The organism is Ornithinimicrobium pratense, from assembly GCF_008843165.1.
GTDB lineage: Bacteria > Actinomycetota > Actinomycetes > Actinomycetales > Dermatophilaceae > Ornithinicoccus > Ornithinicoccus pratensis.
In genome coordinates, this window is record NZ_CP044427.1 from 3,035,575 (window position 1) to 3,059,137 (window position 23,563).

The following is a 23,563-nucleotide window of genomic DNA, read 5'->3' on the forward strand; positions in this document are numbered from 1 at the left end:
GAAAAGGTGAGCGCACGGCATATTACAGGTGAAAGTGCTGCTCACCGACCTGACAGCGGCGAATCTGCGGGCCGTGGCTGCAGCCGGTTTGAGGTGAGGGAGGAGATGGGGCGGACCATACTCGGGGGCGTGACTTCCAGCCTTGCGATCCCCCTTCCCGATCCGAGCTCGGTCGAGCGGCTCGCCGACACGGTGCTACCCACCCGGCACGGGACCTTCCGGATGACCGCCTACCGCGACGACGTCGGCCTGGAGCACGTCGTCCTCAGCGTCGGCATCACCGACGAGAGCGCGCCGGGCCACCACATCGGCCGGGCGCCCCTGGTGCGCGTGCACTCCGAGTGCCTCACCGGCGACGCGCTCGGCTCGCGGCGGTGCGACTGCGGCGAGCAGCTGCAGCGGGCGCTGCACCTGATCATGCAGGACGGGTATGGCGCGCTGGTCTACGTCGGGGGTCACGAGGGCCGGGGCATCGGGCTGGTCGAGAAGCTGCGGGCCTACGAGCTGCAGGACACCGGCGTCGACACCGTCGATGCCAACCTGCGCCTCGGGCACGACGCCGACCAGCGCACCTACGGCCAGACCGCCGCGATGCTGAAGGACCTCGGGATCCGCGTGGTCCGCCTGCTCTCCTGCAACCCCGCCAAGCAGGAGGCCCTCACCGAGCTGGGTGTGCGCGTCGTGTCCCGGCAGTCGCTGATCGTGCCCCGCCGCCCGGAGAACGCCGCATACCTGCGCACCAAGCGTGAGCGCATGGGCCACGACCCGGAGAGCGTGGACGAGTGGCAGGCGCTGCTGCACGGCGGCGGGGTGCTGACGACCGGTGTCCTGACCGAGCGGTATGCCGATCTGGTGCACCCCGACGGGCCGAAGGTGATCGCCCAGCTCGGGCAGAGCATGGACGGCTTCATCGCCAGCCGCACGGGGGACGCGGTGTTCGTCACCGGCGAGGAGGACCGGGAGCACCTGCACCGGCTGCGCGCGCTCGTCGACGCAGTCGTGGTGGGGTCGGCGACCGCGGCGGCGGACGACCCACAGCTGACGGTGCGCGCGGTGCCAGGTCCACACCCGACCCGGGTCGTGCTCGACCCCCGCGGCACCCTGCCGGGCGACTCCCGGCTGCTCACCGACGCCACTGCTCCGACCCTGTGGATCGTCGGTCAGGGCGTGGAGCCCGTGCCTGCCGGCGACCACGTCGAGGTCGTCGCCTGGCACAGCGAGGGCCCGATGGACCCCGCCGGGGTGCTGTCCCTGCTACGTGAGCGCGGCCTGGAGCGGGTGCTCGTCGAGGGTGGCGGGCGGCTGGTCACCGCGTTCGTCGAGGCGGGAATGGTGGACCGTCTCTACCTGACGGTCGCGCCGGTGCTCATCGGTGACGGCGTGCCAGGCCTGCGACTGGCAGGCACCGACCGGCTCGCCGACGCCCTGCGGCCCCCGGTCGTGCGCCGGTGGCAGGCGGGTGAGGACATCGTCACCGAGCTGGACCTCGCGGCGACCCGGACCGCCTCGCGGGTGATGCCGGTATGACGGGTGAGCTGACTGTGCTCCTGGAGCACCTGCACACCGAGCGGCAGCACATCCTGGCCGCGGTGGACGGGCTGGTCGAGGAGGACATGACCAGGGTCGCCGCGCCCTCTGGGTGGTCCATCGCCCAGCTGCTGAACCACCTCACGTATGACGACGAGATCTTCTGGGGATGCGCCATCGTCGGCGGTGACGAGGAGGCGGTTGCCCTTCTTCGAGAGGGCTGGAAGGTCCCCGTGACCTCCGGGGCGCAGGCCGTGGAGCGGTACCAGTACTGGTCCAGCCGGGTGGACGTGGTGCTCGCCGAGGCAGACCTCGACGCGCCACCGCGCTGGTGGCCCCCAGAGTCCATCTTCCCGTTCCCGCCCTTTGCGCAAGCTCGGCACTGCGTCTTCCGGCTTCTGCTCGAGACCGCCACCCATGCCGGCCACCTGGACATGGCCCGGGAGGCGATCGACGGCCACCAGCATCTCGTCGTGGACTGACCTGTCGACTGTCGGGAGCCGCGGCCAGGCCGAGACGAGCGACGTGGGCCAAGGAGTGCGTCGAGGGTGGGGGCGCGATTGCCTACCCTGGCTCTCCCCTACTCTGCACGGTCCGGTTAATGTCTGCCCTGCGCCGGGCATCGGCTCGATGTCGCCCCGGCGGTCCCGGCTCGACCTCTCCTTTGGACAAGGCCCTCTTTGATGTCAGTGATGCGCAGCCTCACCACCTCCTTGGCCGTCATCCTTCTGGTGGCAACTGGTTCGGCCCCGACCACCAGAGGTGACAGCGCCCCGTCCGCCGGGGAGTCAGTGGTCGTGGCCGAGGAGGGCCGGCTCCCGGCCTTGACCCGCGAGGACGCCGAGGCAATCCGGCTCCACGCCGCTCGCGCGCTGGCGGCCCAGCCGTCCCGGACGGCATACCTCGACTCCCACTCCCAGAGTTCTTCGGGTTTCGTGCACCCGGTGGTGACCCGACACTCCGGCTCTGACCGGTACGCCACGGCCGCGGCGCTGGCCATCGCCCGGTGGCGGGACGTCATCTGGGCGGATGTCGACGGAGTTCCCTATCCTCACGACAGGGTGATCCTCATCGCGAGCGGGCAGGACTTCCCGGACGCCTTGTCCGGGGGCGCCCTGGCCGCCTACTACGGCGGACCGATGCTGCTCACCCGCAAGGACAGCCTGCCCGGCGCAACCAGGACTGCGCTCGCGGCCCTTGATCCCGACTACATCGCGGTGCTCGGCGGGACGAACGCCGTGAGCGACGCCGTGGTGCGGGAGCTGGCGCAGTATGTCGCGGGGTCGCGACGGGTGGTGCGCTACGGGGGAAAGGACCGGTATGAAGTGTCAGCGACCATGGCGCGGGACATCTTTGGCGGTGGCTTCGGTCAGCGAGCGTATGTCGCGCTCGGCACCAACTGGCCAGACGGTCTGGCCGGCGCTGCCACCGCTGGCTCGGACTGGGCGCCGCTGCTGCTCACCAGGAAGGACGGTGTGCCTGGGGTGGTGATGCAGACACTGGCCCGAGCCCGGCCGGAGGAGATCGTCCTCCTCGGCGGCCCCGCCGCGGTGAACGACACGGTGGTCATGCAGCTGGGGACGGTGGCGCCGGTCGTGCGCGTGGGGGGCGCAGACCGGTATGCAGTGGCCGCGAACGCTGCAGGCCTGGACCCCACCCGCTTCGGAGCCACGATCGCCAGTGGCCAGAACTGGCCGGACGCTCTGTCCGGCAGCGCCTATGCCGGCCTGGTCGGGGACAAGCTGCTCCTGGTGCGGTCGAACGGCGTGCCCGGCGCCACCCAGCAGGCGGTGCGCGCCGGCTCGCTCGCCTTGATCGATGCTGTCGGCGGCAGGACGACCCTCCCCGAGCCGGTCCTGAACCAGCTGCGCTCCCTACGCGTCAGGACCCCGGGTTAGTGCCACCGGCGCGCTCCATGCCGAAGCCCGGCGGGAGTGCGGTAGATCGGTGTCGTCCTAGCGGCACCGATGTACCGCAGACCTCGGCGTACCGTCCGTCCGGAACGACACGACGACCCTCAGGCTGATGGTCCGGCCGATCCGCCCACGGACTGCGCCACGGCGTCGTGCAGCACCTGCGCGGTCTCTCGCCACCCGGGAAGACGGTCCCGCCGCTCCAGGGCGGCCGAGCGCCAGGCAGCTCGGGTCGCCTGGCCCGTGAGCCACCGGCGCAGGACGTGGGTGAGCTGGTCGGGAGCGTCGGTGTCGACGGCCGCGCCCGCGATCGCCACGCCGAGGGTCGTCTCGTCGATCAGCCCGTTCTCGACGGGGGCTCGCCATCCCCGCGCGCCGCGCGTGTCCACGGGGTCCCAGCCCAGCGCTTCCTCCGCGCCGGTCCCCCGGCTCACCACGGTGGGTATGCCGCGGGCGTGGGCCTCGGTCACGACCATCCCCCAGGTCTCGCTGCGGGAGGGGTGTGCCAGCAGGTCGGTCTGGGCCCAGGTCTGCTCGAGCGCGACGCCGTCGAGGGGTCCGGGCCAGGTGACCCGGTCCGCCAAACCGAGGTCGCGGGCGACGCCGATGAGGTGGTCCGCGAACTCTCGGTCGGGCACGGGCCCGGCGACGGTCAGCCCCCAGTCGAGGTCCCGCAGGCCTGCGAGCGCGACCAGGAGGGCGGCGTGGTTCTTAACCGGGGTAAGGGCGCCGAGGGTCAGCAGCTGCGGGGCAGAGGCAACAGACCCGCTGTGTCCGGGTAGGTCCTTCCTGCCGGAGCTATCCGCCCCGCCGGGCCCGCCGGCCGCCCCGGAGCCCGGCGAGAGGGGGGCAGGGTCGACGCCGGGCCGGGCGAGGATGACCCCATCGATCCCGTAACGCCGGCCCAGATCGGCCGCGGACCACGCGCTGGTCGTCGCGACCAGGTCGGCAGCCCGCAGGGCGCGCAGCTCCAGGGCGTCCAGCTCCTCCGCCGCTGCACCCTGCGCGCCCGAGCCGGCCGACAATGTGGAGTGCACCAGGACCACGGTGGCCCGGATGCGGGCGCTCGCCTCGACGAGCTCCGGGACGGTGCTTGCGACCAGACCATCGATGAGCACCGGGTCCTCCCCCAGCCCCGACAGCAGGCGACCGAGGACGACCCGGTCGGCGTCGGTGGGGTGGGGCCAGGCGCCGGGGGCCCGGCATACCTGCACGTCGTCCGGCCAGTGGGCGGCCAGCCGCGCGTCGTAGACGTCCCCGCCACTCGGGGCGGCGGGGTCGCGGTCCGGGACGACGAGGGTGGCTCTCACGCGGGTGCGCCGAGCTCCCGCCGGTAGGAGGCCCAGGCGTCGGGGTGCTCGCGCAGGGTGACGGTGAGCCCGGTGAGCCCGCTGGTGTCGACCGACTCGGTGAGCTCGTCGGCGATCCAGCGGCAGAGGAACTCGGTGGTGGTCACCTGGTCGGCGAGCTCGGGGACCTCGTCGAGGTTGCGGTACCGCAACCGGCCCAGGATCTCACCGAGGGACTCGGTGGCCGCGCCGATGTCGAGGACGACGTTGTGCTCGTCGAGCTCGGGGCGCTCCCAGGTCGTCTCGACGACGTAGGTCGCGCCGTGCAGCCCCTGCGCGGGCCCGAAGAAGGGGTCAGGCAGGGAGTGGGCCACCATGACATGGTCGCGGACGGTGAGGGTGAACATGGGTCTCCTGTCGGTATGTGGTGTCGTCGAGCGGTGCGGGCGGGTCAGTCGGGCACGTCAGTCGGGGCGGTCAGTCGGGGTAGCGGACGAGGTGGCACAGCCCCGGCTCTCCTGCCGCGAGACGCTGCATGAGCTCGGGAAGCTCCTCGAAGGGAGTGGGGCCGGCGAGCAGGTGGTCAAGCGCGGGGTTGCGGGCGGCGCGGAGCGCGACCTGCATGCGGTCGGCGTAGTCCCGGGCCGGCCGGTGCGGGCTGACCCTGCTCACCTGGCTGGCGCGAACGGCGAGCCGCCGGGTGTGGAAGGTGGTGCCGAGCTCGACGGTGACGGGGGTGGTGCCGTACCACGACAGCTCGATGACCTCCCCCTCCCGTCCGAGCAGCTCCAGTGCGGTCTGCAGGCCGGCCTGGGTCGCGGAGGCGTGGAAGACGAGGTCGCAGTCGCCGCTGGCGTCCTGCGGCGCGACGCCCGTGGCGCCGAGCTCCTCGGCCAGGGGTCTGCGGGCCGGGTCGGTCTCGACCAGCTCGAGCCGGCTCAGCGGGAGCTGTGCGAGCAGGGCGGTGACGCTCGCCCCGACCATGCCCGCGCCGACGACGGCGACCCGGTCGCCGTAGAGCGGCCGGCCGTCCCAGAGCGCGTTCACCGCGGTCTCCAGCGTGCCGACCAGCACCGCCCGCTCGTCGGGGACGTCGTCGGGCAACGGGGTGAGTGCGGTGACGGGCACGACATACCGGTCCTGGTGGGGGTGCAGGCAGAAGACGCGACGGCCGACCCACTCCGGCTCGCCGTCCTCGACGACGCCGACGGAGAGGTAGCCGTGCTTGACCGGGCCGGGCAGCTTGCCTTCCTCGAACGGCCCGGCGACCTGGGCGGCGACCTCCGGCGGCACCTCGCCGCGGTGCGCGAGGAGCTCGGTGCCACGGCTGACCCCGGAGACGACGGCGCGTACCAAGGCCTCACCGGGGCCGGGCGGGCTGATCTGCTGGGCGCGGATCTGCCCGGTGCCGGGGGCGAGGGTCCAGTACGCGCGTGCCTGCATCACGCCATTCTCACCAGCGGCGATGCCTCGCGCCTGGTGGGGTCGTGGCAGCCCGGTGGGCGCGGGCGATGCGGCCCGGTCCGGCGGCCGGTGAGGGGAGCGGCGGCGGCCGGTGAGGGGAGCGGCGCCCTCCCTTCACCGGGCGGCGCCGGGGAAGGCGTCGCGGTAGGAGCGCCAGGTGCCGGCCGGTGTCGTAACGCTCTCGGCGGCGAGCAGGGCCCGCACGATCGCCCGGGTGACGACCTCGCCGGCGGCGTGCAGCACCTGGTGGAAGGTGGCCGGGTCCGGCGCAGGGCCGCTCGCCGTGGACAGGCCGAAAAGGGTGTCCCCGTCAAACATGGTGTGGATCGGGCTGATCCCACGGGCCATGCCGTCATGACCGGAGCTGGCCAGCCGGGCGCACTGCGCCTTGGTCAGCGTCGCGTCGGTCGCGACCACGCCGATCGTCGTGGCGAGGGTACGGGGCACGGCACCGGCGGTGCTCGTCTCGGCGGCGGCCCGGCGCGCGGACTCCACCTCCTCGGCGTCTGGGCGGCTGGGCAGGGCGCCGTCCGGCCAGCCCGGTATGCCGTGCACGTCCGCCTCCAGCAGGTGCCGGGCACCCCACAGCTCACCGGTCGCGGGGTCGACCGCGGAGCCGACCGCGTTGACGACGACCAGCGCGGAGACCGTCACCGCACCGTCGATCACGACGCTGGCCGAGCCGACGCCGCCGCGCAGCCCGCCGGCCTGGGTCCCGGTCCCTGCGCCGACCGACCCTTGGGCCAGCACCGGCTGCTCGCCCGCGGACTGGGCCTGCAAGGCGGCGGAGCAGGCGGCCTCGCCGAAGTCGGGGCCGGGGAAGTTGTCGAAGTCCCCGCCGCGCCCCAGGTCGAAGACGACCGCGCCGGGCACGATCGGGACCACCCGCCCGGGCCCGCCCATGGGGAAGCCACGCCCCTCGGCATACAGGCGTCGCATCACTCCGTCGGCGGCGGCCAGGCCGAACGCCGAGCCGCCCGTGAGGGTGACGGCATGGACCCGTTCCACCAGGTTGCGCGGGTCGAGCAGGGCGGTCTCCCGGGTGCCCGGGCCGCCGCCGCGCACGTCGACGCCCCCGACCGCGCCCTCGGGCGGCGCGAGGATGACGGTGGTGCCGGTGAGCCATCCGTCGCCGGTGCGCTGGTGGTGACCGACGGCCAGCCCGGCGACGTCGGTGAGGGCGTTGCGTGGGCCTGCGTTCCAGGTGCTCATCTGGCCCATTGTGGCCGACCTCGTGGCGGGGCCGCGCCGGCGTCGGGGCACGGCGGTCTCGCACCGCTTCTGCACCCGGGTGGGGTGTGGCCCTAGGGCTCGGGCGTCCGGACTCCTGCGGCCAGGTCCTGGGTGGTCTGACCGGCCAACGCGCGGCGTAGGTCGGGGACGGCGGCCAGGAGGGAGCGGGTGTAGGGGTGCTGCGGTGCGGCGAAGAGCTGCTCGGTCGGGGCGATCTCGACCACCTCGCCGTGCTGCATGACAGCGATCCGGTCGCAGGTGTGCCGCACCACGGACAGGTCGTGGGAGACGAAGATCAGCGTCAGGTCGAAGCCGTCGACGACCTCGTCGATGAGGTTGAGCACCTGGGCGCGCACCGAGACGTCCAGAGCGGAGACCGGCTCGTCGGCGACGAGGATGTCCGGGCCAGGGGCGAGGGCTCGGGCGATGGAGATCCGCTGACGCTGGCCGCCGGAGAACTGGTGGGGGTAGCGGTCGACCATGTCGGCCGAGAGCCCGACCCGCTCCAGCAGCTCTGCGACGCGCTCACGGGAGCCCTCCCGGCGACCTTGGGCCACGAGCGGCTCGGCGATGATCTCCCCCACGCGCATCCGCGGGTCCAGGCTGCTCATCGGGTCCTGGAAGATTAGCTGCACCTTCTGCCGGAGCCAACCGAGCCGGCGCCCGGGCTGGTCGTGGACCGGCCGGCCCTCGACGAAGACCTCTCCGGCAGTGGGGTGGTCCAGCCCGCAGATCAGCCGGAGCAGGGTCGACTTGCCCGACCCGGACTCCCCCACGATCCCGAAGCGCTCGCCCCGCTCGATGCTCAGGGTGACGTCCCGCACCGCATGCACGACGGGCGGCTTCTCGCGCACGGAGGTCCGGGGCCGGCGGAACTCCCGGCTGACGCCGCGCAGCTCGACCGCTGGCGAGCTCTCCTCAACCATCGCCGACCCCCGCCGGGTGGAAGCAGGCAAAGCCGGACGCGGAAACGCCGGCCGGGTGCTGCCCGCGGGAGGTCCAGGGCGGGCGGGTGCGGCATACCTCGGTGGCGTGGGGGCAGCGCGTGCGGAAGACGCACCCCTCGGGGAAGCGGCCGGCCGGGGGCACCGTCCCGGGGATCGTCGGCAGGGCGGCGCGCTCGCGACGGGCCCCGTCGGCGCCGGAGAGGTCGCTCGCGGCGATCAGCCCCTGGGTGTAGCGGTGTCGCGGGTCGGTGAAGACCTGGTTGATGGGGCCGGCCTCGACGATGCGGCCGCCGTACATGACGAGCACCCGTTCGCACACCGTGGCGACCACCGCCAGGTCGTGGGTGATGAACAGCATCGCCGCGTCACGCTCCTGCACCCCGCGCACGACGAGGTCGAGCACCGTCGCCTGCACCGTGACGTCGAGCGCGGTCGTCGGCTCGTCGCAGATCAGCAGCGCGGGGTCGTTGGCCAGGGCGATGGCGATCACCACGCGCTGGCGCTGGCCGCCGGAGAGCTCGTGCGGGTAGGCGCGGGCCACGTGCGTGGGGTCGGCCAGGCCGACCTGGTCGAGCAGCTCGATCGCCCGCTGCCGGGCCTCGGGTCGCGAGCGGGTGCCGTGGATGGTCATCACCTCGGCGACCTGCGCACCGGCCCGCATCGTGGGGTTGAGCGCGGTCATCGGCTCCTGGAAGACCATCGACATCGCGTCGCCACGCAGCTTGGCCATCTCCCGCTCGCCCACCGTCAGCAGGTTGCGCGTCGCGGGCGTCCGGCCGGACAGCCGCACGTCACCCTCGGCGTGCAGGCCCTCCCCCAGCAGCCCCATGATCGCCAGCGCGGTCAGCGACTTGCCCGAGCCGGACTCGCCGATCAGCCCGACCCGTTCGCCGCGCCGGATGGTGAAGGCCAGGTCGTGCAGGAGCGGGGTGTGCCGCGTCCCCACGTTGAGGCCGCTCACCTCCAGCACGGGAGCAGCCTCGGCAGTGCCGCCCGTCGGGGGGGTGGGCCCACTGGTCACCGGCGTGGCCTCCTCTGACGATCGGCGTGCTGGACAGCGTTCAGCGTAGTCGGGGCACCCTGCCACTGATCGATGGCTCCGCCCAGCGCCGGGCCGGGGCAGCGGGGCCTGCCGACGTCGGCGTCACTTCGGCGGCAGCGCCCGCGTCGTCGCCTTCCCGCGGTCCACGACGGCGCGCAACTGGTCCTCGGTCGCCAGCCCGCAGGTGTCGGCGTGCAGCCAGCCGGTCATCACCCGCTCACCCATGACCTGCTCCCGCACGTGACCGCCGACCTGTGCTTCACCGGTCCCTGGCTCGATGCGGAACATGAGGCCGTCCTCGCCCACCGCCACGGCCATGTGGCCGGCAAGCAGGAACGCCAGACCACCGAACATCCTCTTCTCGGTGACGTCGGCCTCGTCCTGGAGCAGGGCACGGACCCGCTGGGCCAACCCTTCGTCATACGCCATGGACGGAGTATGACGAAGGCGGGCCGTGCCTGCTCACTGGCGATCCAAAGGCCCGGGCGTGGCCTAGGACGTGGCATCTCCGAGGTGCTCGCGCACCCGGTTGACCTTGCCCTGCAGCTGGCCAGTGAAGCCGGGGCGCAGGTCTGCTTTCAGGACCAGGGAGACGCGGGGGCCGTGCGCGGCGACGGCGTCGCAGGCGGCCTTGATGACCGGCATGACCTCCTCCCACTCGCCCTCGATAGTGGTGAACATCGAGGTCAGCTCGTAGGGCAGACCGGAATCCCGCACCACCTTGATGGCGTCGGCGACGGCGGCGCTGACCGAGCCGGACTCATCGGAAGCGGAGGGGGCGACGGAGAAGGCGAAGAGCATGGGTCCACCGTATGCGCTCGGACGACCGGGCGGTCAGACTGTGGCCATGGATCTGCGCATCTTCACCGAGCCCCAGCAGGGGGCGACCTACGACGATCAGCTGCGCCTCGCCCGGGCTGCGGAGGACAGCGGCTTTGGTGCCTTTTTCCGCTCCGACCACTTCGTCGCGATGGGCCGCGAAGGGCTGCCGGGCCCCACCGACTCATGGGTGACGCTCGGGGCGCTGGCGCGCGAGACGAGCACGATCCGCCTGGGCACGCTGGTCACGTCGGTCACCTTCCGGCACCCGGCCCTGCTGGGCGTCAGCGTGGCGCAGGTCGACCAGATGAGTGACGGGCGGGTCGAACTCGGGCTGGGTGCGGGCTGGTTCGAGGCCGAGCACGAAGCGTATGGCGTGCCTTTCCCCGACCCGCCCGGCCGGTTCGACCTGCTCGAGGACGCGTTGGAGATCATCACCGGGATGTGGGCGACACCGGAGGGGCAGACCTTCGACCACGAAGGCAAGGTGGTGACGGTCAAGGACTGCCCGGCCCTGCCCAAGCCGGTGCAGTCGCCGCGGCCGCCGATCGTTATGGGCGGTGGCGGCAAGAAGCGGACGCCGGCGCTGGCGGCGCGGTTCGCCGAGGAGTTCAACATGGCGTTTCCGACGATGGAGGACACGGTCGCGCAGTTCGCCCGCGTGGACGAGGCCTGCCGGACAGCGGGGCGGGAGCCGTCGGACCTGCTGCGCTCGGTGGCGCTGGTGGCGTGCGTGGGTCGCGACGACGCGGAGGTCCGTCGCCGGGCAGACGCGATCGGGCGCGACGTGGAGGATCTACGGGCCAACGGCCTGGCCGGCACGCCCGACCAGGTGGTCGAGCGGCTGGCGCAGTGGCGTGAGCAGACCGGGGCCGAGCGCTACTACCTGCAGATGCTCGACCTGAGCGATGTGGAGCACACCGAGCTGGTCGCGGCCGAAGTGGTGCCGCAGCTGGGATGAGGGTCGGTGTCGCCGGACGGGGCAGGGCGTGTCGCCGGACGGGGCAGAGCGTGTCGCCGGACGGGGCAGAGCATGTCGCCGGACGGGGGCAAAGCATGTCGCCGGTCGGGGGTGGGCTCAGCGGTCCTGGAGCTTGGGGTCGAGCCAGTCGCGCAGGCCGTCACCGAAGAGGTTGAAACCCAGCACCGACAGGGCGATTGCGGCGCCGGGGATGAGGGCCAGGTGGGGGGCGGCGCGCAGGGTGGTCTGGGCCTCGTAGAGCATCCTGCCCCAGGAGGCCTGTCCGGTCGGTGTCCCGAGCCCGAGGTAGGCCAGCGCCGCCTCGGCCAGGATGGCGATCGCGAAGGACACCGAGGCCTGGACGATGACCAGCCCGGCGACGTTGGGCAGCACGTGCCGCCAGGCGATCCCCCACAAGGACCGGCCGGCGGCCCGGGCGGCCAGGACATACTCCGTGCGCATCACGCCCAGGGCCCCGGAGCGGGTGACCCGGGCAAAGGCGGGGATCGTCGCGATCCCGATCGCGATCATCGCCACCCGGGTCGAGCCGCCGTAGAGCGCGGCGAACATGATCGCCAGCAGCAGCGCGGGAAAAGCGAGCAGCACATCGTTGCCGCGCATCACCAGCTGCCCCAGCCAGCCCGGGGACATCGCGGCCAGGATGCCCAGCGGCACGCCGACCGCGGCGGCGACGCCGACGGCGACCAGACCGACATACAGGGTGGTGCGGGCGCCGACGAGGATCTGGGTCAGCACGTCGCGCCGCAGCCGGTCGGTGCCGAGCCAGTGCTCGGCATTGGGGGCCTGGTAGGGCTCGACGGGCAGGACCCGCATCGGGGGGTGCGGCGTCCAGACGTAGGAGACCAGCGCCAGCACGACCACGGTGAGGACGAGCGAGCCGCCGACGATCAGGGCCGGGTTGACCCGGGCCAGGCGTCGACGCCGCGACCCCACCCGGCCCGGGGACGGGAGCCCCTGCAGCGCCTCGCTCATCGCGCCCTCAGCCTCGGGTCGATGAGCAGGTAGAGCACGTCGACGATGAAGTTGATGACCAGCACCACGACGACCAGCACCATCACCACGGCCTGCACGGTGAGCAGCTCCCGGCGGGCGACCGAGTCCAGCAGCAGCGAGCCCAGCCCAGGGATGACGAAGACCCGCTCGATCACCACGGCCCCGATGAAGAGCGTGGCCAGCTGCAGGCCCAGGACGGTGACGACCGGCACGGACGCGTTGCGCAGCCCGTGCCGCCACAGCGCCGGCAGCGGCCGCAGCCCCTTGGCCCGCGCGGTCCGCAGGTAGTCCTCGCGCAGCACGTCCAGGACGGCCGAGCGGACATACCGGGCCAGCACCGCCGCCTGCACCAGCGCCAGCGAGATCGCCGGCAGCGTCAGCCCGCGGACGAACCCGAGCGGGTCCGCCGCGGGCACGACCCAGCCGCCGGAGGGGAACCAGCCCAGCCGCACCGCGAAGACCGAGATGAGCAGGATGCCGGCCAGGAACGCCGGGACCGCGACCCCCACCTGCGACAGCGCCGAGACCACCATTCCGTCGGCGTGCCGGTGCCGCACCGCCATCCAGGTCCCGACCGGCACCGCCACGAGCACGGCCAGCACCATCGACGCCGCCACCAGCCACAGGGTCACCTGCAGCCGGTCGGCGATCTGCGGGCCGATTGCGGCGCGCGAGATGAACTCCACGCCGGGATCGAGGGTGAGCAGCCCGCGCATCCAGTCCAGATACTGCACCAGCACCGGCCGCTCCAGCCCGAACTGCTCCCGCAGTTGCGTGACCGCCCCCTCCGAGGCGTTGATCCCCAGCGCGATCCGCGCGGGGTCGCCGGGCAGCACCCGCATGAAGCCGAAGACGAGCACCGAGGCCACCAGGACGCTGGCCACCAGGACCAGCGCGCGGTTGAGCAGGCGCAGGAGCATTGGATCAGGGTATGCGCTGCCTCACCGCCGCCGGGTGACGCGCCTGTGCACACCCCAGACCCGATGCGGTCCCTCACCGTTCACCGTATGACGCGTCTGTTGCACGGCATACCGGCGAAGCGCGTGACCCGCAGCACTCGGTGAGGTGGGGCGAGGGCTCGGGCTCAGTCCCGCGCGAGGTCAGCCAGTGGGAAGGACTCGGCGAGGATGTTCTCCGGCAGGCCGGTGATGTCCGGCTCGGCGACCATGAGGTTGGGCAGCAGGAAGAGGAAGTCGGCGGCGGCGTCCTCGCTGATCAGCCGGGCGGCTTCGTGCATCTTGGTGATCTCCTGCTCCTCGCTCCCGCTGTCCGCCGCCTCGAGGAGCGCCTGGAGATCCTCCGTCCCGTAGGTGGTGTAGTAGTCGGGGTTGCCGAAGACCGCCGCCATGTCCCGACCCTCGACGTGGCTCACGATGGACAGGTCGTAGTCCTTGTTGGTGAAGACCGTCTCCAGCCACGCCGAGGGAAACTCCAGCTCGTCGATGGTCACGTCGAGGCCGACCTCCTCGAGCATCGACTCCACGACCGTGCCGCAGGCCACGGCGTAGGGCAGGGTCGGGATCCGCAGCCGCAGGGTGGTGCCCCCAGCCCCCGCTTCCTCGATGAGGTCGCGGGCCCGGTCCTGGTCGAAGGGGTAGTCCCCGGTGCGGTCCTCGTACCAGGGGTCGGTCGGCGGGACCATCGAGCCGATGAGCACGCCCTTGCCGGCCCAGCAGGTGTCCATCAGACTCTGGTGGTCGATCGCGTGCCGCACCGCCTGGCGCAGGCGCAGGTCGGACAGCGGGTTGCCCTCCTGCTGGTTCATCGACAGCACGATCTCGCCGTTGGTCGTGCCTTCGATGATCTGGTAGGCCCCACCCTCGAACTCCATGAGGGCCTCAGGAGCTTGGACGGTCGCGACGACGTCGATGGCGTCGGTGAGCATGGCGTTGTTGAGCGCGTTGCCGTCCCTGAAGTAGCGCATCTCGACGGTCTGGAAGTAGGGCGCGTCACCGTGGTAGTCCTCGTGCCGCGTCAGGGTGATCATCGAGCCCCGGTCCCAGCTCTCGAAGACGTAGGGGCCGGTGCCGATCGGGTCGTTGGCCAGGTCGTGCACGCCCTCGCTGTCGAACATCGCCCCGACCAGCGTGGTGAGGTTGAAGAGGAACTGGTTGCTGGGCCGGGACAGGGTGACCACGACCGTCGTGTCGTCCGGCGCCTCGACCGACTCGACCACGTCCAGCTTGGCCGCGAGCCCGTTGGTCCAGGCGTCGGTGCTGACCCGCTCGATGCTGAACTTGGCGTCCTCCGCGGTGAACTCGGAGCCGTTGGAGAAGGTCACGCCGTCGCTGAGGGTGAAGGTGTAGGTGGTGCGGTCCTCGCTGACCTCCCAGGACTCGGCGAGGCCGGGCACGATCTCACCCTCGTCGATGGTGACCAGGGTCTCGTAGACGTTGTCCATCATCACCTGCGGGATGGCGGCGCCGCTGCTGGTGGTGAAGTCCAGGCTGGCCGGCTCGGCGACCAGGCCGACCCGGACCGTCTCCTCCGAGCCGCCCGGGGTGGTGCCCCCGTCGGTCCCGGTGCTGCCGTCTCCGTCCCCAGCGCCAGACCCGGTGTGACCCGTGCCGTCCCCGGCACCCTCACCCGTCCCTGACCCTGCCGTCGGCGTGGGCTCGGCGGTGCCCGAGCCGGCGCTGCACCCGGCCACGAGGGCGGTGCTCGCCAGGGCCGCCGCAGCCAGGGTGCGGGCACGGGTCAGCGTCGACGTCGCGGTCATGACCTGCATCTTCCTGCATCGGGCAGAACAGGTGCAATTTCGTGCCCAGAGGCCTGGACTACCGGCGGGAAACTGATACTGTCGGTATCAGGTACTTGGGTACACGCCTTCCGGGAAGAGAGGCCATCGTGGGTCACTACCGCAGCAACGTCCGCGACACCGAGTTCATGCTCTTCGACGTCCTGCGGCGCCAGGACGTCCTGGGCGCCGCGCCCTATGAGGAGGTGGACCTGGAGACCGCCCGCGAGGCGCTGCGCCAGGTCGCCGAGCTCGCCGAGGGCCCCCTGGCGGCCAGCTTCGAGGAGTCCGACCGCCAGCCGCCCGTGTTCGACCCGGCCACCGGCCAGGTGAGCATGCCGGAGAGCTTCGTGACCTCATACCTGACCTGGGTGGAGAACGAGTGGTGGCGCCTGGAGGTCGACGAGTCCCTCGGCGGCACCCCCGCTCCCCCGAGCCTGTCGTGGGCGTTGTCCGAGCTGGTGCTCGGCGCCAACCCGGCGGTGAAGATGTTCTCGGCCGGGTTCACCTTCGCCAACCTCCTGCACCGCCTGGGCACCCCGGACCAGCAGAAGCTGGCGCAGCTGATGATCGACCAGCGCTGGGGCGCGACGATGGTGCTCACCGAGCCGGACGCGGGCTCCGACGTCGGCGCCGGCCGCGCCAAGGCGGTCGACGCCGGGGACGGCAGCTGGCACCTGACCGGCGTCAAACGCTTCATCACCAGCGGCATCGCGCCCTTCTACGACAACGTCGTCCACTTCGTGCTCGCCCGCCCCGAGGGCGCCCTCCCGGGCACCAAGGGGCTGTCGCTGTTCCTCGTCAGCGACCACCACATCGAGGACCTGGAGACCGGCGAGCTGGGCGAGCGCAACGGCGTCGAGGTCGCCAACATCGAGCACAAGATGGGCCTGAAGATCTCCACCACCTGCGAGCTGCGCTTCGGTGAGGACGCCTCCCGCCCGGCCGTCGGCTACCTGCTCGGCGAGGTCCACGACGGGATCGCGCAGATGTTCCGGATCATCGAGTACGCCCGGATGCTGGTCGGCACCAAAGCGATCGCGACCCTGTCCACCGGCTACCTCAACGCCCTGGACTATGCCAAGGAGCGGGTGCAGGGCGCCGACCTGGCCAAGATGGCGGACAAGGCCTCGCCGCGGGTGACGATCACCCACCACCCGGACGTGCGCCGCTCGCTGATGCTACAGAAGGCGTATGCCGAGGGCCTGCGCGCCCTCATGCTCTACACCGCGTCCATGCAGGACGTGGTGCACGCGGCCCAGGACCTGGACTCCTCCGAGGACATCAAAGACCCCGGCGAGCTGTCCGAGCAGGTCGCGATGGCCGCGCGGGTCAACGACCTGCTGCTGCCGCTGGTCAAGGGCTGCGGCTCAGAGCGGGCCTGGACCCTGCTCGGCACCGAGTCCCTGCAGACCTATGGCGGCTCCGGCTTCCTGCAGGACTACCCGATCGAGCAGTACGTCCGCGACGCCAAGATCGACTCCCTCTACGAGGGCACCACCGCCATCCAGGGCATGGACTTCTTCTTCCGCAAGATCGTGCGGGACAAGGGAGCGGCCTTGGGGTATGTGGCCCAGCAGGTCATGGCGACCGTCTCGGGTCAGCAGGACGACGGGTTGGGGGCGGTGCGCGAGGCGGTGGGCCGGGCGCTGGCCGAGGTCCAGCAGATGGTGGAGTTCCTCACCGGCAGGGCGATGGCCTCCCAGTCCGAGCCCGGCCAGATCTACGCCGTCGGTCTGGGCACCACCCGGCTGCTGATGGCCGCCGGTGACCTGATGATCGGCTGGCTGCTGCTGCGCCAGGCCGAGGTCGCCGCAGGCCTGCTCGCCGCCGGCGAGGCCGGGGTCAGTGGCGCCGGCGAGGACCCGGCCTACCTGCAGGGCAAGGTGGCGGCGGCGAAGTTCTTCGCTACTGAGGTCCTGCCGCGACTGGGCGCTGACCGGCGGACGGTCACCGCCGCCGACGTCGCGCTGATGGAGCTGCCGGAGGACGCCTTCTAGCTTCGTTGCGATCCGCCCACGACGGCCACTCGAGGACCCGCACACGAAGACGGGCGCCGACCGAGGCCGGCGCCCGGTCGTGGGGTCGTGCGGGGAGCGTCAGCGCAGGTCGTCACCGCGGTGGCGGACGTCACGGTCCTCGTGCCGGTCCACGACCTCGCGGTGGGTGGTGTTGGTGCGCTGCGTGTGCATGACCAGCCCGATCAGCAGGGAGAGCACACCTCCGGCCAGCAGGATGTAGCCGATGGTGTTGATCTCGAGGCCCTGCCAGGTCTCCATTTCCACCGCGAAGGCGAGAATGGCGCCGACGACGAGCAGGAAGATACCCAGACCAATACCCATGGGACAGTCCTTTCGGTTGGTGTCCCTGTGCACAGTAGCGGGGACTGGGCGATGGCGCCCGGTCGGAGCAAACGGTGTCCCCGGTCGGGAGCAAACGGTGTCCCCGGTCGGGAGCAAACGGTGTCCCCGGTCGTGAGCAAACCGTGTCCCCGGTCGGGGGCGAAGCGTGTCCCCGGTCGGGGGCGGGGTCAGAGTCTCCGGTCGGCCAGGACGGGGAACTGCTCGCGAGCCTTGACCACCGCACCGGGGTCGATCTGCACCGAGAGGATCTCCTGCTCGGTCCCGGCCTCGGCAAGCACCGTGCCCCACGGGTCGATGACGGCGCTGTGGCCGCCCATCTCCACCCCGGCGTGCGTGCCGGCAGTGTTGCAGGCCAGCACGAAGCACTGGTCCTCGATCGCGCGTGCGCGGGCCAGCAGACGCCAGGCTTCCACCCGCGCCGCCGGCCAGGCGGCCGGCACGACGAAGATCTCGGCGCCCAGGTCGAGCTGGGCCCGGTAGAGCTCGGGGAAGCGCAGGTCGTAGCAGGTGGACAGGCCGACGGTCAGCGCGTCGGCGGGGGCCGGCAGGTCGGTGATGACCAGCTCAGCGCCGGCCTCCATCAGCCGCGGCTCCCCCGACCCGAAGCCGAAGCGATGGATCTTGCGGTAGGTGGCGCACACGCGGCCATCCGGGCCGAGCACGACCGAGGTGTTGGACAGGTGGCGGCCCTCCTCGCCCGGGTCCGCGGTCCGTTCCACGACCGACCCAGCATGCAGCACCACCCCTGCCTCCCGCGCCGCGGCGGCCAGGGGCGCCAGGGCAGGTGGCCACTCCGGCTCGCCGGCGCCGTCCTCCGCGGCCTCGCCCACCTCTGCGGCGCGCACAGCCTCAAGGTCCTGGCTGCGCTCCTGCCAGTCGTCGATGGCGAACCCACCGGCGCTCCACAACTCGGGCAGCACGACCAGGTCGTGGTCGTGCCCCACGTTCCTGACCAGGTCCGCAGCCCTCGCGGCCCGCTCCTCGACGCTCTCCTCGGCTCCCTCGCCGTAGGCGAGCTGGATCAGGGCGATCCTCATCGCTGGCTCCTCTCATGCATGACCTGCAGGCGGGCGTTGTAGGCAGCGAGCTCGGCGTCGCCGTCGCGGTCCGCCCGACGGTCGGAGCGGGTGCTCTCGCGGCCGTCGCTACGGATCCAGTCCACCATCACCATGAGCACGATGATCACCGTGGGGGCCTCCCCCACTCCCCAGGCGATGCCGCCGCCGAGCTGCTGGTCGGCCAGCAGGTCGTCCACCCACGGCACGTCGATGGTCTTGTAGAACTCGGGCGCGAGCAACCAGGTGCCCTGCATCAGCGCCAGGCCGAAGAAGGCGTGGGCGGCCAGGGTGGCCAGCAGCACGATGATCCGCAGCGGCGGCTCCCACTTCGGCGGCCCTGGGTCCCGGCCGACCATCGACCAGACGAAGGCGAATCCGGTCAAGGAGAAGTGGACCACCATGAAGATGTGCCCGGAGTGGGTCCGCATCGCCCAGTCCAGCATCCCGGTCCAGTAGAAGACGATGAGGCTGCCGAAGAAGATGACCCCGGAGACGACCGGGTTGGAGATGATCGTGGCCCAGCGGGAGTGCACCACGGCCAGGAGAACCTCGCGGGGTCCAAGCGTGCGGTCCCGCCGGGCGGGCAGGGCCCGGTAGGCCAGGGTGATCGCCTGCGCCGGCACCAGCAGGATCGGCACCAGCATCATCAGCGCCATGTGCATGATCATGTGCTGGGAGAACATCACCCGCCCGTAGACCGAGGGGCCGCCGCTGGTGACCCAGATGAAGGCGGCCCAGCCGAGCACCCACAGGATGGTCCGGCCGACCGGCCAGCTGTCCCCGCGCCGGCGCAGCTTCGCGACGCCGGCGAGGTAGAGCCCGAGCGCGACGAGCGCTGTGAGCAGGAAGAGCCAGTTGACCTGCCAGGAGGTGAACAGGCGCGCCCAGGTGAACGGCTCGGGCATGGGGTAGCCGGTGAGCACGTAGGCCATGTCCCCGACCCGGGGCTCGCCCCCGACGGGAGGCGGGGTGCGGCCGAGCACGGTGCCCAGCCCGATTGCGGTCCCCATGAGGATGACCTCGAGAGTGGCCAGCTTGGCGAAGGCCCTGGGGCGGCCGTCGTCACCGGCGACGATCGTGCGCCGCTGCATCAGGCCGAAGACGAACAGGCCGGCCAACGCGGCGACCTTGAGCCAGATGACGAGCCAGTAGGGGCTGACGAGGTCGGCAAGCTCGTCGACGGTGAGCAGGGCGAAGAGGACGCCGGACAGGCCCACTGCGACGAAGCACCACGCGGCGAGGGTGGAGTAGCGGCGCAGCGCATCGCCCAGGGCCGGACCCATGACCGGGAGCAGCACGGCCAGAGCAAGCAGGCCGCCGACCCAGACGGTGATGCCGACGAGGTGGATGCCCAGCGCGGTCACGGCGGTCTCGTGGCCATCGGTGCCGCTGGCGTGCCCGCTGAAGGCGAGCGGCATCAGCGCCAGCACGGCCAGCACGGTGGCCCAGGCCAGGGCACCGCGGGTGCGGGCCAGCGCCGCGAACGGCACCAGCGCGACGAGCATCACCGTCTCCAGGCCGCGCAGGGTCAGGATCTCCAGCGACCTGTTGCCCCACAGCTGGGCGAGGTAGCCGGGGGCCGACGGCGAGATGCCGGCCAGGTCGCCGAAGCCCAGGATGAGGGTCCCCAGCGCGCTCAGGGCCCAGATGCCGGCCGACATCGAGGCGATCTTCGCGGCGGTAGCCCGCCGGGAGGTCGTCTTCCCCTCGCGGACCAGGAAGGCGGCGACCAGCAGCAGGCCGATCGTCAGGGAAGCGGCCACGTGGTGAACCACCCGCAGCAGCACCATCCCCCAGCGCACCACCGGGCCCGCATCGCCCAGGGGCAGCGGCGCCACAGCCCCGCTGAGGGCCGCCACGGGGATCGCCACCACCACCGCGGCAACGAGCGCGGCGACCGGGGCGGTCCAGGAGAGCGGGGGGCGGTGCGGCATACCCGCCATGCTAGGCCGCCTCCCTCCGTGCCCAGACCGGCGGCAGCCGGTGCTGCATACCCGTCAACGCCGGGGAAGGTGTCCCGTGGAACAGGCCGTCTGTGGCCACTCTCACGGGGCACCATCGAACACTGCGAGCTCCACCCCGCCCGCACCGGCGGGCCCCGCCTCGAATGGGCATTCGCCACAGAATTTGCGAGACTGGACGGGTCGAGTCGACGAGGGTGCCGGCGTGGAGGGGGAGTCCCCTGGTACCCGTGGCCACGCCGTGCCCGCCTCCGACCGACGCACATGCACGACAAAGTCACCAAGAAAGAGAGCAAATATCATGCGTCGCACCTTCACCACCATCACCGCGCTCGGCGCCGTCCTGGCCCTGGCCGCCTGCAACGGTGACAGCACGGACGACACCGCGACCGGCGAGGACACCGCCGCCGTCGAGACCATGGATGGGACGACCGACACCGACAGCGACGCCGCCACCGCGGGCGCCACCGACGACGACACCGCCACCGCCACCGCGGGCGCCACCGATGACGCCACCACCACCGCGGGCGCCACCGACGACGACGCCACCACCGCGGGCGCCGGCCAGGACGGTGCGAGCGCCGGCGGCATGACCGACCCGGTGTGCGCGGAGTTCTTCGAGACCCAGGGCACCCCGCTGGCCGAGCGGGCCACCGACCAGTTCGAGGTCGTCGGCGCCGGTGACGACCTGGACCCGGTGTCCTTCTCCGAGGTCAACCTGCTCAACGGCCGCATCGCCACCCTGGTCGAGGACGCCGACGGCGAGCACGCCGACCTGCTCGAGCGGATCAACGCCCCGTTCGACGAGGTCGTCGACGCCGTCACCTCCGAGGACCTGGGCAACGAGCCCGAGATCGTGATCCCGGACGTCGACACCTCCGACGCCGAGGCCGCGCTGGAGGAGTTCGAGGCGGCCTGCGCCTGAGGTTCGAGGCGGCCTGCGCCTGAGTCACCCCCTGGACCGCCCGCGAGCATGCTCGCGGGCGGTCCAGTCGTTAGTGTGGTCGGCATGGTCGTCCACCCGTCACCGCCCGCCGACGTCCCGTCCCTCATCGAGGCCTACCGCACGGTTCTCGGCGGCTTCGTGGACACCTGCGACGGCCTGCGCCCGGCAGAGTGGGACCTGCCCACCGCGTGCGCCGGCTGGACCGCACGCGACCACCTCGCCCACGTCGTGCACATCGAGGACCAGCTGACCGGCGGCGAGCACCCGATCAGCGGCTGGGCCGACGGCTCCAGAAGCGAGCAGGAGGAGATCGAGGTCGGGCGCCCGGAGCACGTGCGCAACAGCTTCGGCGTCTGGATCGAGGAAGGCGTGCGCGCCCGCGCCGAGCACTCGCCCGAGGACCTGCTCGCCGAGCTGCGCGGGCTGATCGACGTGCGGGTGGCGCAGATGTACGACCCCGACCTGGAGCTGGACACCTCGGTCCGCTCGGTCCAGGGGGATCAGATGCCGTTCGGCAAGCTGACCGTGCTGCGGCTCTGCGATGTCTGGGTGCATACCCAGGACATCCGAGGCGTCGTGGACCGTCCCGGGCTGTTGGACTCCCCCGGCGCCGTGGTCTTCACTGCTGCCGTGCTCGGCGCCCTGCCCGACGTGGTGGCCCGCCGGATCGACCCGCCGGCCGGCACCGTCGTCATCCTGGAGAGCACCGGCCCGGTCACCGGGCGCGGGGGCGTGCGGATCACCACCGACACCGACGGCGAGCAGGTCGCTCACGAGCTCTTCACCGGCCACGTCGAGGAGCACGAGGAGGGCGACGCGCCCGCCGCCGAGGACCAGCCGGAGGAGTCGGTGACCACCATCTCGCTGTCCACCCACGAGCTCACCCGCCGCGCCGCCGGCCGCCAGAGCACGCAGGAGACGGCCTACCACGTGCACGGCGACGAGGACCTGGCTCGCCAGGTCCTCGACGCACTGGTCCTCACCCCGTGACCCGAGCCGCCCCCGGCACGGAGGTGGCGGGAGCAGGCACGGCGCCGGGTGCGCTGCAGACCAACCTGCTCGGCATCGCCCTGGGTGGCGGGGGCGCGCGCGGGCTGTGCCACATCGGGGTATGGCGTGTGCTGCAGGAGCTCGAGGTGCGCCCCGACCTGGTCTCGGGGACCAGCATGGGTGGCCTGGTGGGGGCGTTCATCGCGGCGGGCTACAGCGCGACGGAGCTGGAGGAGATCACCGCCAGCATCGGCTGGCTGAAGCTGATCGACTGGGGGCTGTCCGGACGGCTGCTGTCGACCAAGGCCTACCGGGCCTTCCTGGAGGAGCACCTGCCGCCGACCTTCGAGGAGCTGGAGCTGCCGCTGGTGCTGACCACGACGGACGTGGTCGACGGGCAGATCCACTATTTGCGCTCCGGGGACCTGCACACCGCGATCCGGGCCACGACGGCATACCCCGGTCTGGTGGAGCCGGTGCCGCTCGGCGATGCGATCCTGGTCGACGGCGGCATCCTCAACCAGATCCCGGTGGACGGCGCGCTCTTCCTCGGCGCCCGGCGGGTGATCGCCGTCAACGCCACGGCGCTGGAGCCGCTGGAGCGGCCACGCAACGTGGAGAAGGTGCTGCGGCGCCGCCCGGTGACCGGGGCGTTCAAGGAGGCGATGCGCGCGATCGACGTCATGCAGACCCAGCTGACGATGGCCCGGCTCTCGCTCTACCGCCCCGACGTGCTCATCGACCCGCCGATCGAGGGCGTGGACATCCAGGACTTCCACAAGGCCAAGGAGGCCATCGCCGCCGGCGACGAGGCGACCCGCGCGGCGGCAGACCGGATCCGGCGGCTCATCGCCGTGGAGTGACCGCTCGGGGGCTGAACCAGGCCAGCCCCATGACGAAGACCGCCACCACCAGCAGCGCCGTCCCGGCGACCCAGAGGCCGGGGCCCCACTCGACGCCGAGCTCCAGGCCAAGGCCGACGCCCGCGACCAGCAGCGCGACTTGGCCCGCGAGCCGCGTGGCGCGGAACTGGGCCATCCGCTCCGCATGGTCGGCCTCGCTGCCGCTGACCAGCCGCGCCGCGGGCGTCAGCCGCCGGGTGACCGACTGCAGACCGGCGTAACCGAGGAAAAACACCGCCCCGACGACGGCGACCCGCGGGTTGCCGCGCGCCATACCGCCGACCAGCACGACCACGGCCCCGAGGACGCAGAGCGCCGTGAACAGGCGGTCCTTCAGTGCTGGTCTGGCCATGGGAGGAGGGTATGCCGTCCCGGACGGCGCCCGGGGACCCGCCGG

At 72.0% G+C, this 23,563-nt stretch carries 23 protein-coding genes; 8 read left to right on the forward strand and 15 right to left on the reverse strand.

Going from position 1 to position 23,563, the window contains the following annotated elements; all coding sequences use genetic code 11:
• Nucleotides 1-129: 129 nt before the first annotated feature.
• The 3 genes from ribA (at nucleotide 130) to FY030_RS14005 (ending at nucleotide 3,425) form a co-directional block, all read left to right on the forward strand.
• Nucleotides 130-1,527 carry a GTP cyclohydrolase II gene (ribA, locus tag FY030_RS13995; protein WP_238348405.1) on the forward strand — a complete coding sequence of 466 codons (1,398 nt, stop codon included), beginning with the start codon at nucleotides 130-132 and terminating at the stop codon, nucleotides 1,525-1,527.
• Nucleotides 1,524-2,009, forward strand: coding sequence for a mycothiol transferase (locus FY030_RS14000; RefSeq protein ID WP_158062149.1), 486 nt, complete (start codon nucleotides 1,524-1,526; stop codon nucleotides 2,007-2,009). Before ribA ends, FY030_RS14000 begins: the two co-directional genes overlap by 4 nt.
• A 210-nt stretch (nucleotides 2,010-2,219) precedes the next feature.
• A complete protein-coding gene (locus FY030_RS14005) occupies nucleotides 2,220-3,425 on the forward strand; it encodes a cell wall-binding repeat-containing protein (protein ID WP_158062151.1) in 1,206 nt (401 codons plus the stop codon).
• 119 nt (nucleotides 3,426-3,544) lie between these two features.
• Here the strand turns inward: FY030_RS14005 and FY030_RS14010 are convergent, their stop codons facing one another.
• From FY030_RS14010 to FY030_RS14045, 8 genes are all read right to left on the reverse strand, one after another.
• On the reverse strand, nucleotides 3,545-4,750 hold the full coding sequence (locus tag FY030_RS14010) for a glycosyltransferase family 4 protein (protein ID WP_158062152.1): 1,206 nt from the start codon (nucleotides 4,748-4,750) through the stop codon (nucleotides 3,545-3,547).
• On the reverse strand, nucleotides 4,747-5,136 hold the full coding sequence (locus FY030_RS14015; RefSeq protein ID WP_158062154.1) for a 6-pyruvoyl trahydropterin synthase family protein: 390 nt from the start codon (nucleotides 5,134-5,136) through the stop codon (nucleotides 4,747-4,749). The genes FY030_RS14010 and FY030_RS14015 overlap by 4 nt, the downstream gene beginning before the upstream one ends.
• Before the next feature lie 70 nt (nucleotides 5,137-5,206).
• Complete coding sequence (locus tag FY030_RS14020) at nucleotides 5,207-6,172, reverse strand: zinc-dependent alcohol dehydrogenase (RefSeq protein ID WP_158062155.1); 966 nt, start codon at nucleotides 6,170-6,172, stop codon at nucleotides 5,207-5,209.
• 135 nt (nucleotides 6,173-6,307) lie between these two features.
• Entirely contained in the window at nucleotides 6,308-7,405 is a 1,098-nt protein-coding gene (locus tag FY030_RS14025) for a P1 family peptidase (protein ID WP_158062157.1), read from the reverse strand.
• 92 nt (nucleotides 7,406-7,497) lie between these two features.
• Nucleotides 7,498-8,352: an ATP-binding cassette domain-containing protein gene (locus FY030_RS14030; protein ID WP_158062159.1), complete on the reverse strand. Its 855-nt coding sequence runs from the start codon at nucleotides 8,350-8,352 to the stop codon at nucleotides 7,498-7,500.
• Nucleotides 8,345-9,343: an ABC transporter ATP-binding protein gene (locus tag FY030_RS14035; protein ID WP_337692458.1), complete on the reverse strand. Its 999-nt coding sequence runs from the start codon at nucleotides 9,341-9,343 to the stop codon at nucleotides 8,345-8,347. Before FY030_RS14035 ends, FY030_RS14030 begins: the two co-directional genes overlap by 8 nt.
• A 174-nt stretch (nucleotides 9,344-9,517) precedes the next feature.
• On the reverse strand, nucleotides 9,518-9,844 hold the full coding sequence (locus tag FY030_RS14040) for a TfoX/Sxy family protein (RefSeq protein WP_158062162.1): 327 nt from the start codon (nucleotides 9,842-9,844) through the stop codon (nucleotides 9,518-9,520).
• Between the two features lie 63 nt (nucleotides 9,845-9,907).
• Complete coding sequence (locus FY030_RS14045) at nucleotides 9,908-10,216, reverse strand: thiamine-binding protein (protein ID WP_158062164.1); 309 nt, start codon at nucleotides 10,214-10,216, stop codon at nucleotides 9,908-9,910.
• A 46-nt stretch (nucleotides 10,217-10,262) separates the two neighbouring features.
• Here FY030_RS14045 and FY030_RS14050 point away from each other — a divergent pair, with 46 nt between their 5' ends.
• The gene (locus tag FY030_RS14050; RefSeq protein ID WP_158062165.1) at nucleotides 10,263-11,195 is read left to right on the forward strand and encodes an LLM class F420-dependent oxidoreductase; all 933 of its coding nucleotides are present in this window, start codon (nucleotides 10,263-10,265) and stop codon (nucleotides 11,193-11,195) included.
• Between the two features lie 117 nt (nucleotides 11,196-11,312).
• On the opposite strand, the gene FY030_RS14055 is transcribed toward FY030_RS14050, so the two are convergent.
• From FY030_RS14055 to FY030_RS14065, 3 genes are all read right to left on the reverse strand, one after another.
• Entirely contained in the window at nucleotides 11,313-12,188 is an 876-nt protein-coding gene (locus tag FY030_RS14055; RefSeq protein ID WP_158062166.1) for an ABC transporter permease, read from the reverse strand.
• Nucleotides 12,185-13,129: an ABC transporter permease gene (locus tag FY030_RS14060; RefSeq protein WP_158062168.1), complete on the reverse strand. Its 945-nt coding sequence runs from the start codon at nucleotides 13,127-13,129 to the stop codon at nucleotides 12,185-12,187. Before FY030_RS14060 ends, FY030_RS14055 begins: the two co-directional genes overlap by 4 nt.
• 164 nt (nucleotides 13,130-13,293) lie before the next feature.
• Nucleotides 13,294-14,928, reverse strand: a complete 1,635-nt coding sequence (locus FY030_RS14065; protein WP_158062169.1) for an ABC transporter substrate-binding protein — start codon at nucleotides 14,926-14,928, stop codon at nucleotides 13,294-13,296.
• 128 nt (nucleotides 14,929-15,056) lie between these two features.
• On the opposite strand from FY030_RS14065, the gene FY030_RS14070 reads away from it, so the two are divergent.
• The gene (locus FY030_RS14070; protein WP_158062170.1) at nucleotides 15,057-16,946 is read left to right on the forward strand and encodes an acyl-CoA dehydrogenase; all 1,890 of its coding nucleotides are present in this window, start codon (nucleotides 15,057-15,059) and stop codon (nucleotides 16,944-16,946) included.
• A gap of 99 nt (nucleotides 16,947-17,045) precedes the next feature.
• Here FY030_RS14070 and FY030_RS14075 read toward each other — a convergent pair whose 3' ends face one another.
• From FY030_RS14075 to FY030_RS14085, 3 genes are all read right to left on the reverse strand, one after another.
• On the reverse strand, nucleotides 17,046-17,288 hold the full coding sequence (locus FY030_RS14075; protein ID WP_158062171.1) for a DUF6458 family protein: 243 nt from the start codon (nucleotides 17,286-17,288) through the stop codon (nucleotides 17,046-17,048).
• Between the two features lie 188 nt (nucleotides 17,289-17,476).
• On the reverse strand, nucleotides 17,477-18,346 hold the full coding sequence (locus FY030_RS14080) for a carbon-nitrogen family hydrolase (protein ID WP_158062172.1): 870 nt from the start codon (nucleotides 18,344-18,346) through the stop codon (nucleotides 17,477-17,479).
• Nucleotides 18,343-20,301 (reverse strand): bifunctional copper resistance protein CopD/cytochrome c oxidase assembly protein, encoded by a 1,959-nt coding sequence (locus FY030_RS14085; protein WP_158062173.1) that lies wholly within the window; start codon nucleotides 20,299-20,301, stop codon nucleotides 18,343-18,345. The genes FY030_RS14080 and FY030_RS14085 overlap by 4 nt, the downstream gene beginning before the upstream one ends.
• 328 nt (nucleotides 20,302-20,629) lie before the next feature.
• On the opposite strand from FY030_RS14085, the gene FY030_RS16445 reads away from it, so the two are divergent.
• The 3 genes from FY030_RS16445 to FY030_RS14100 all read left to right on the forward strand — a co-directional run bounded on the left by FY030_RS16445 (nucleotide 20,630) and on the right by FY030_RS14100 (nucleotide 23,127).
• Nucleotides 20,630-21,253 carry a hypothetical protein gene (locus FY030_RS16445; protein ID WP_192498620.1) on the forward strand — a complete coding sequence of 208 codons (624 nt, stop codon included), beginning with the start codon at nucleotides 20,630-20,632 and terminating at the stop codon, nucleotides 21,251-21,253.
• Between the two features lie 84 nt (nucleotides 21,254-21,337).
• Entirely contained in the window at nucleotides 21,338-22,264 is a 927-nt protein-coding gene (locus FY030_RS14095; protein ID WP_192498621.1) for a maleylpyruvate isomerase family mycothiol-dependent enzyme, read from the forward strand.
• A complete protein-coding gene (locus tag FY030_RS14100; RefSeq protein ID WP_238348414.1) occupies nucleotides 22,261-23,127 on the forward strand; it encodes a patatin-like phospholipase family protein in 867 nt (288 codons plus the stop codon). Before FY030_RS14095 ends, FY030_RS14100 begins: the two co-directional genes overlap by 4 nt.
• Here FY030_RS14100 and FY030_RS14105 read toward each other — a convergent pair.
• The gene (locus FY030_RS14105; RefSeq protein WP_158062176.1) at nucleotides 23,111-23,518 is read right to left on the reverse strand and encodes a hypothetical protein; all 408 of its coding nucleotides are present in this window, start codon (nucleotides 23,516-23,518) and stop codon (nucleotides 23,111-23,113) included. The genes FY030_RS14100 and FY030_RS14105 overlap by 17 nt on opposite strands.
• Nucleotides 23,519-23,563 lie beyond the last annotated feature (45 nt).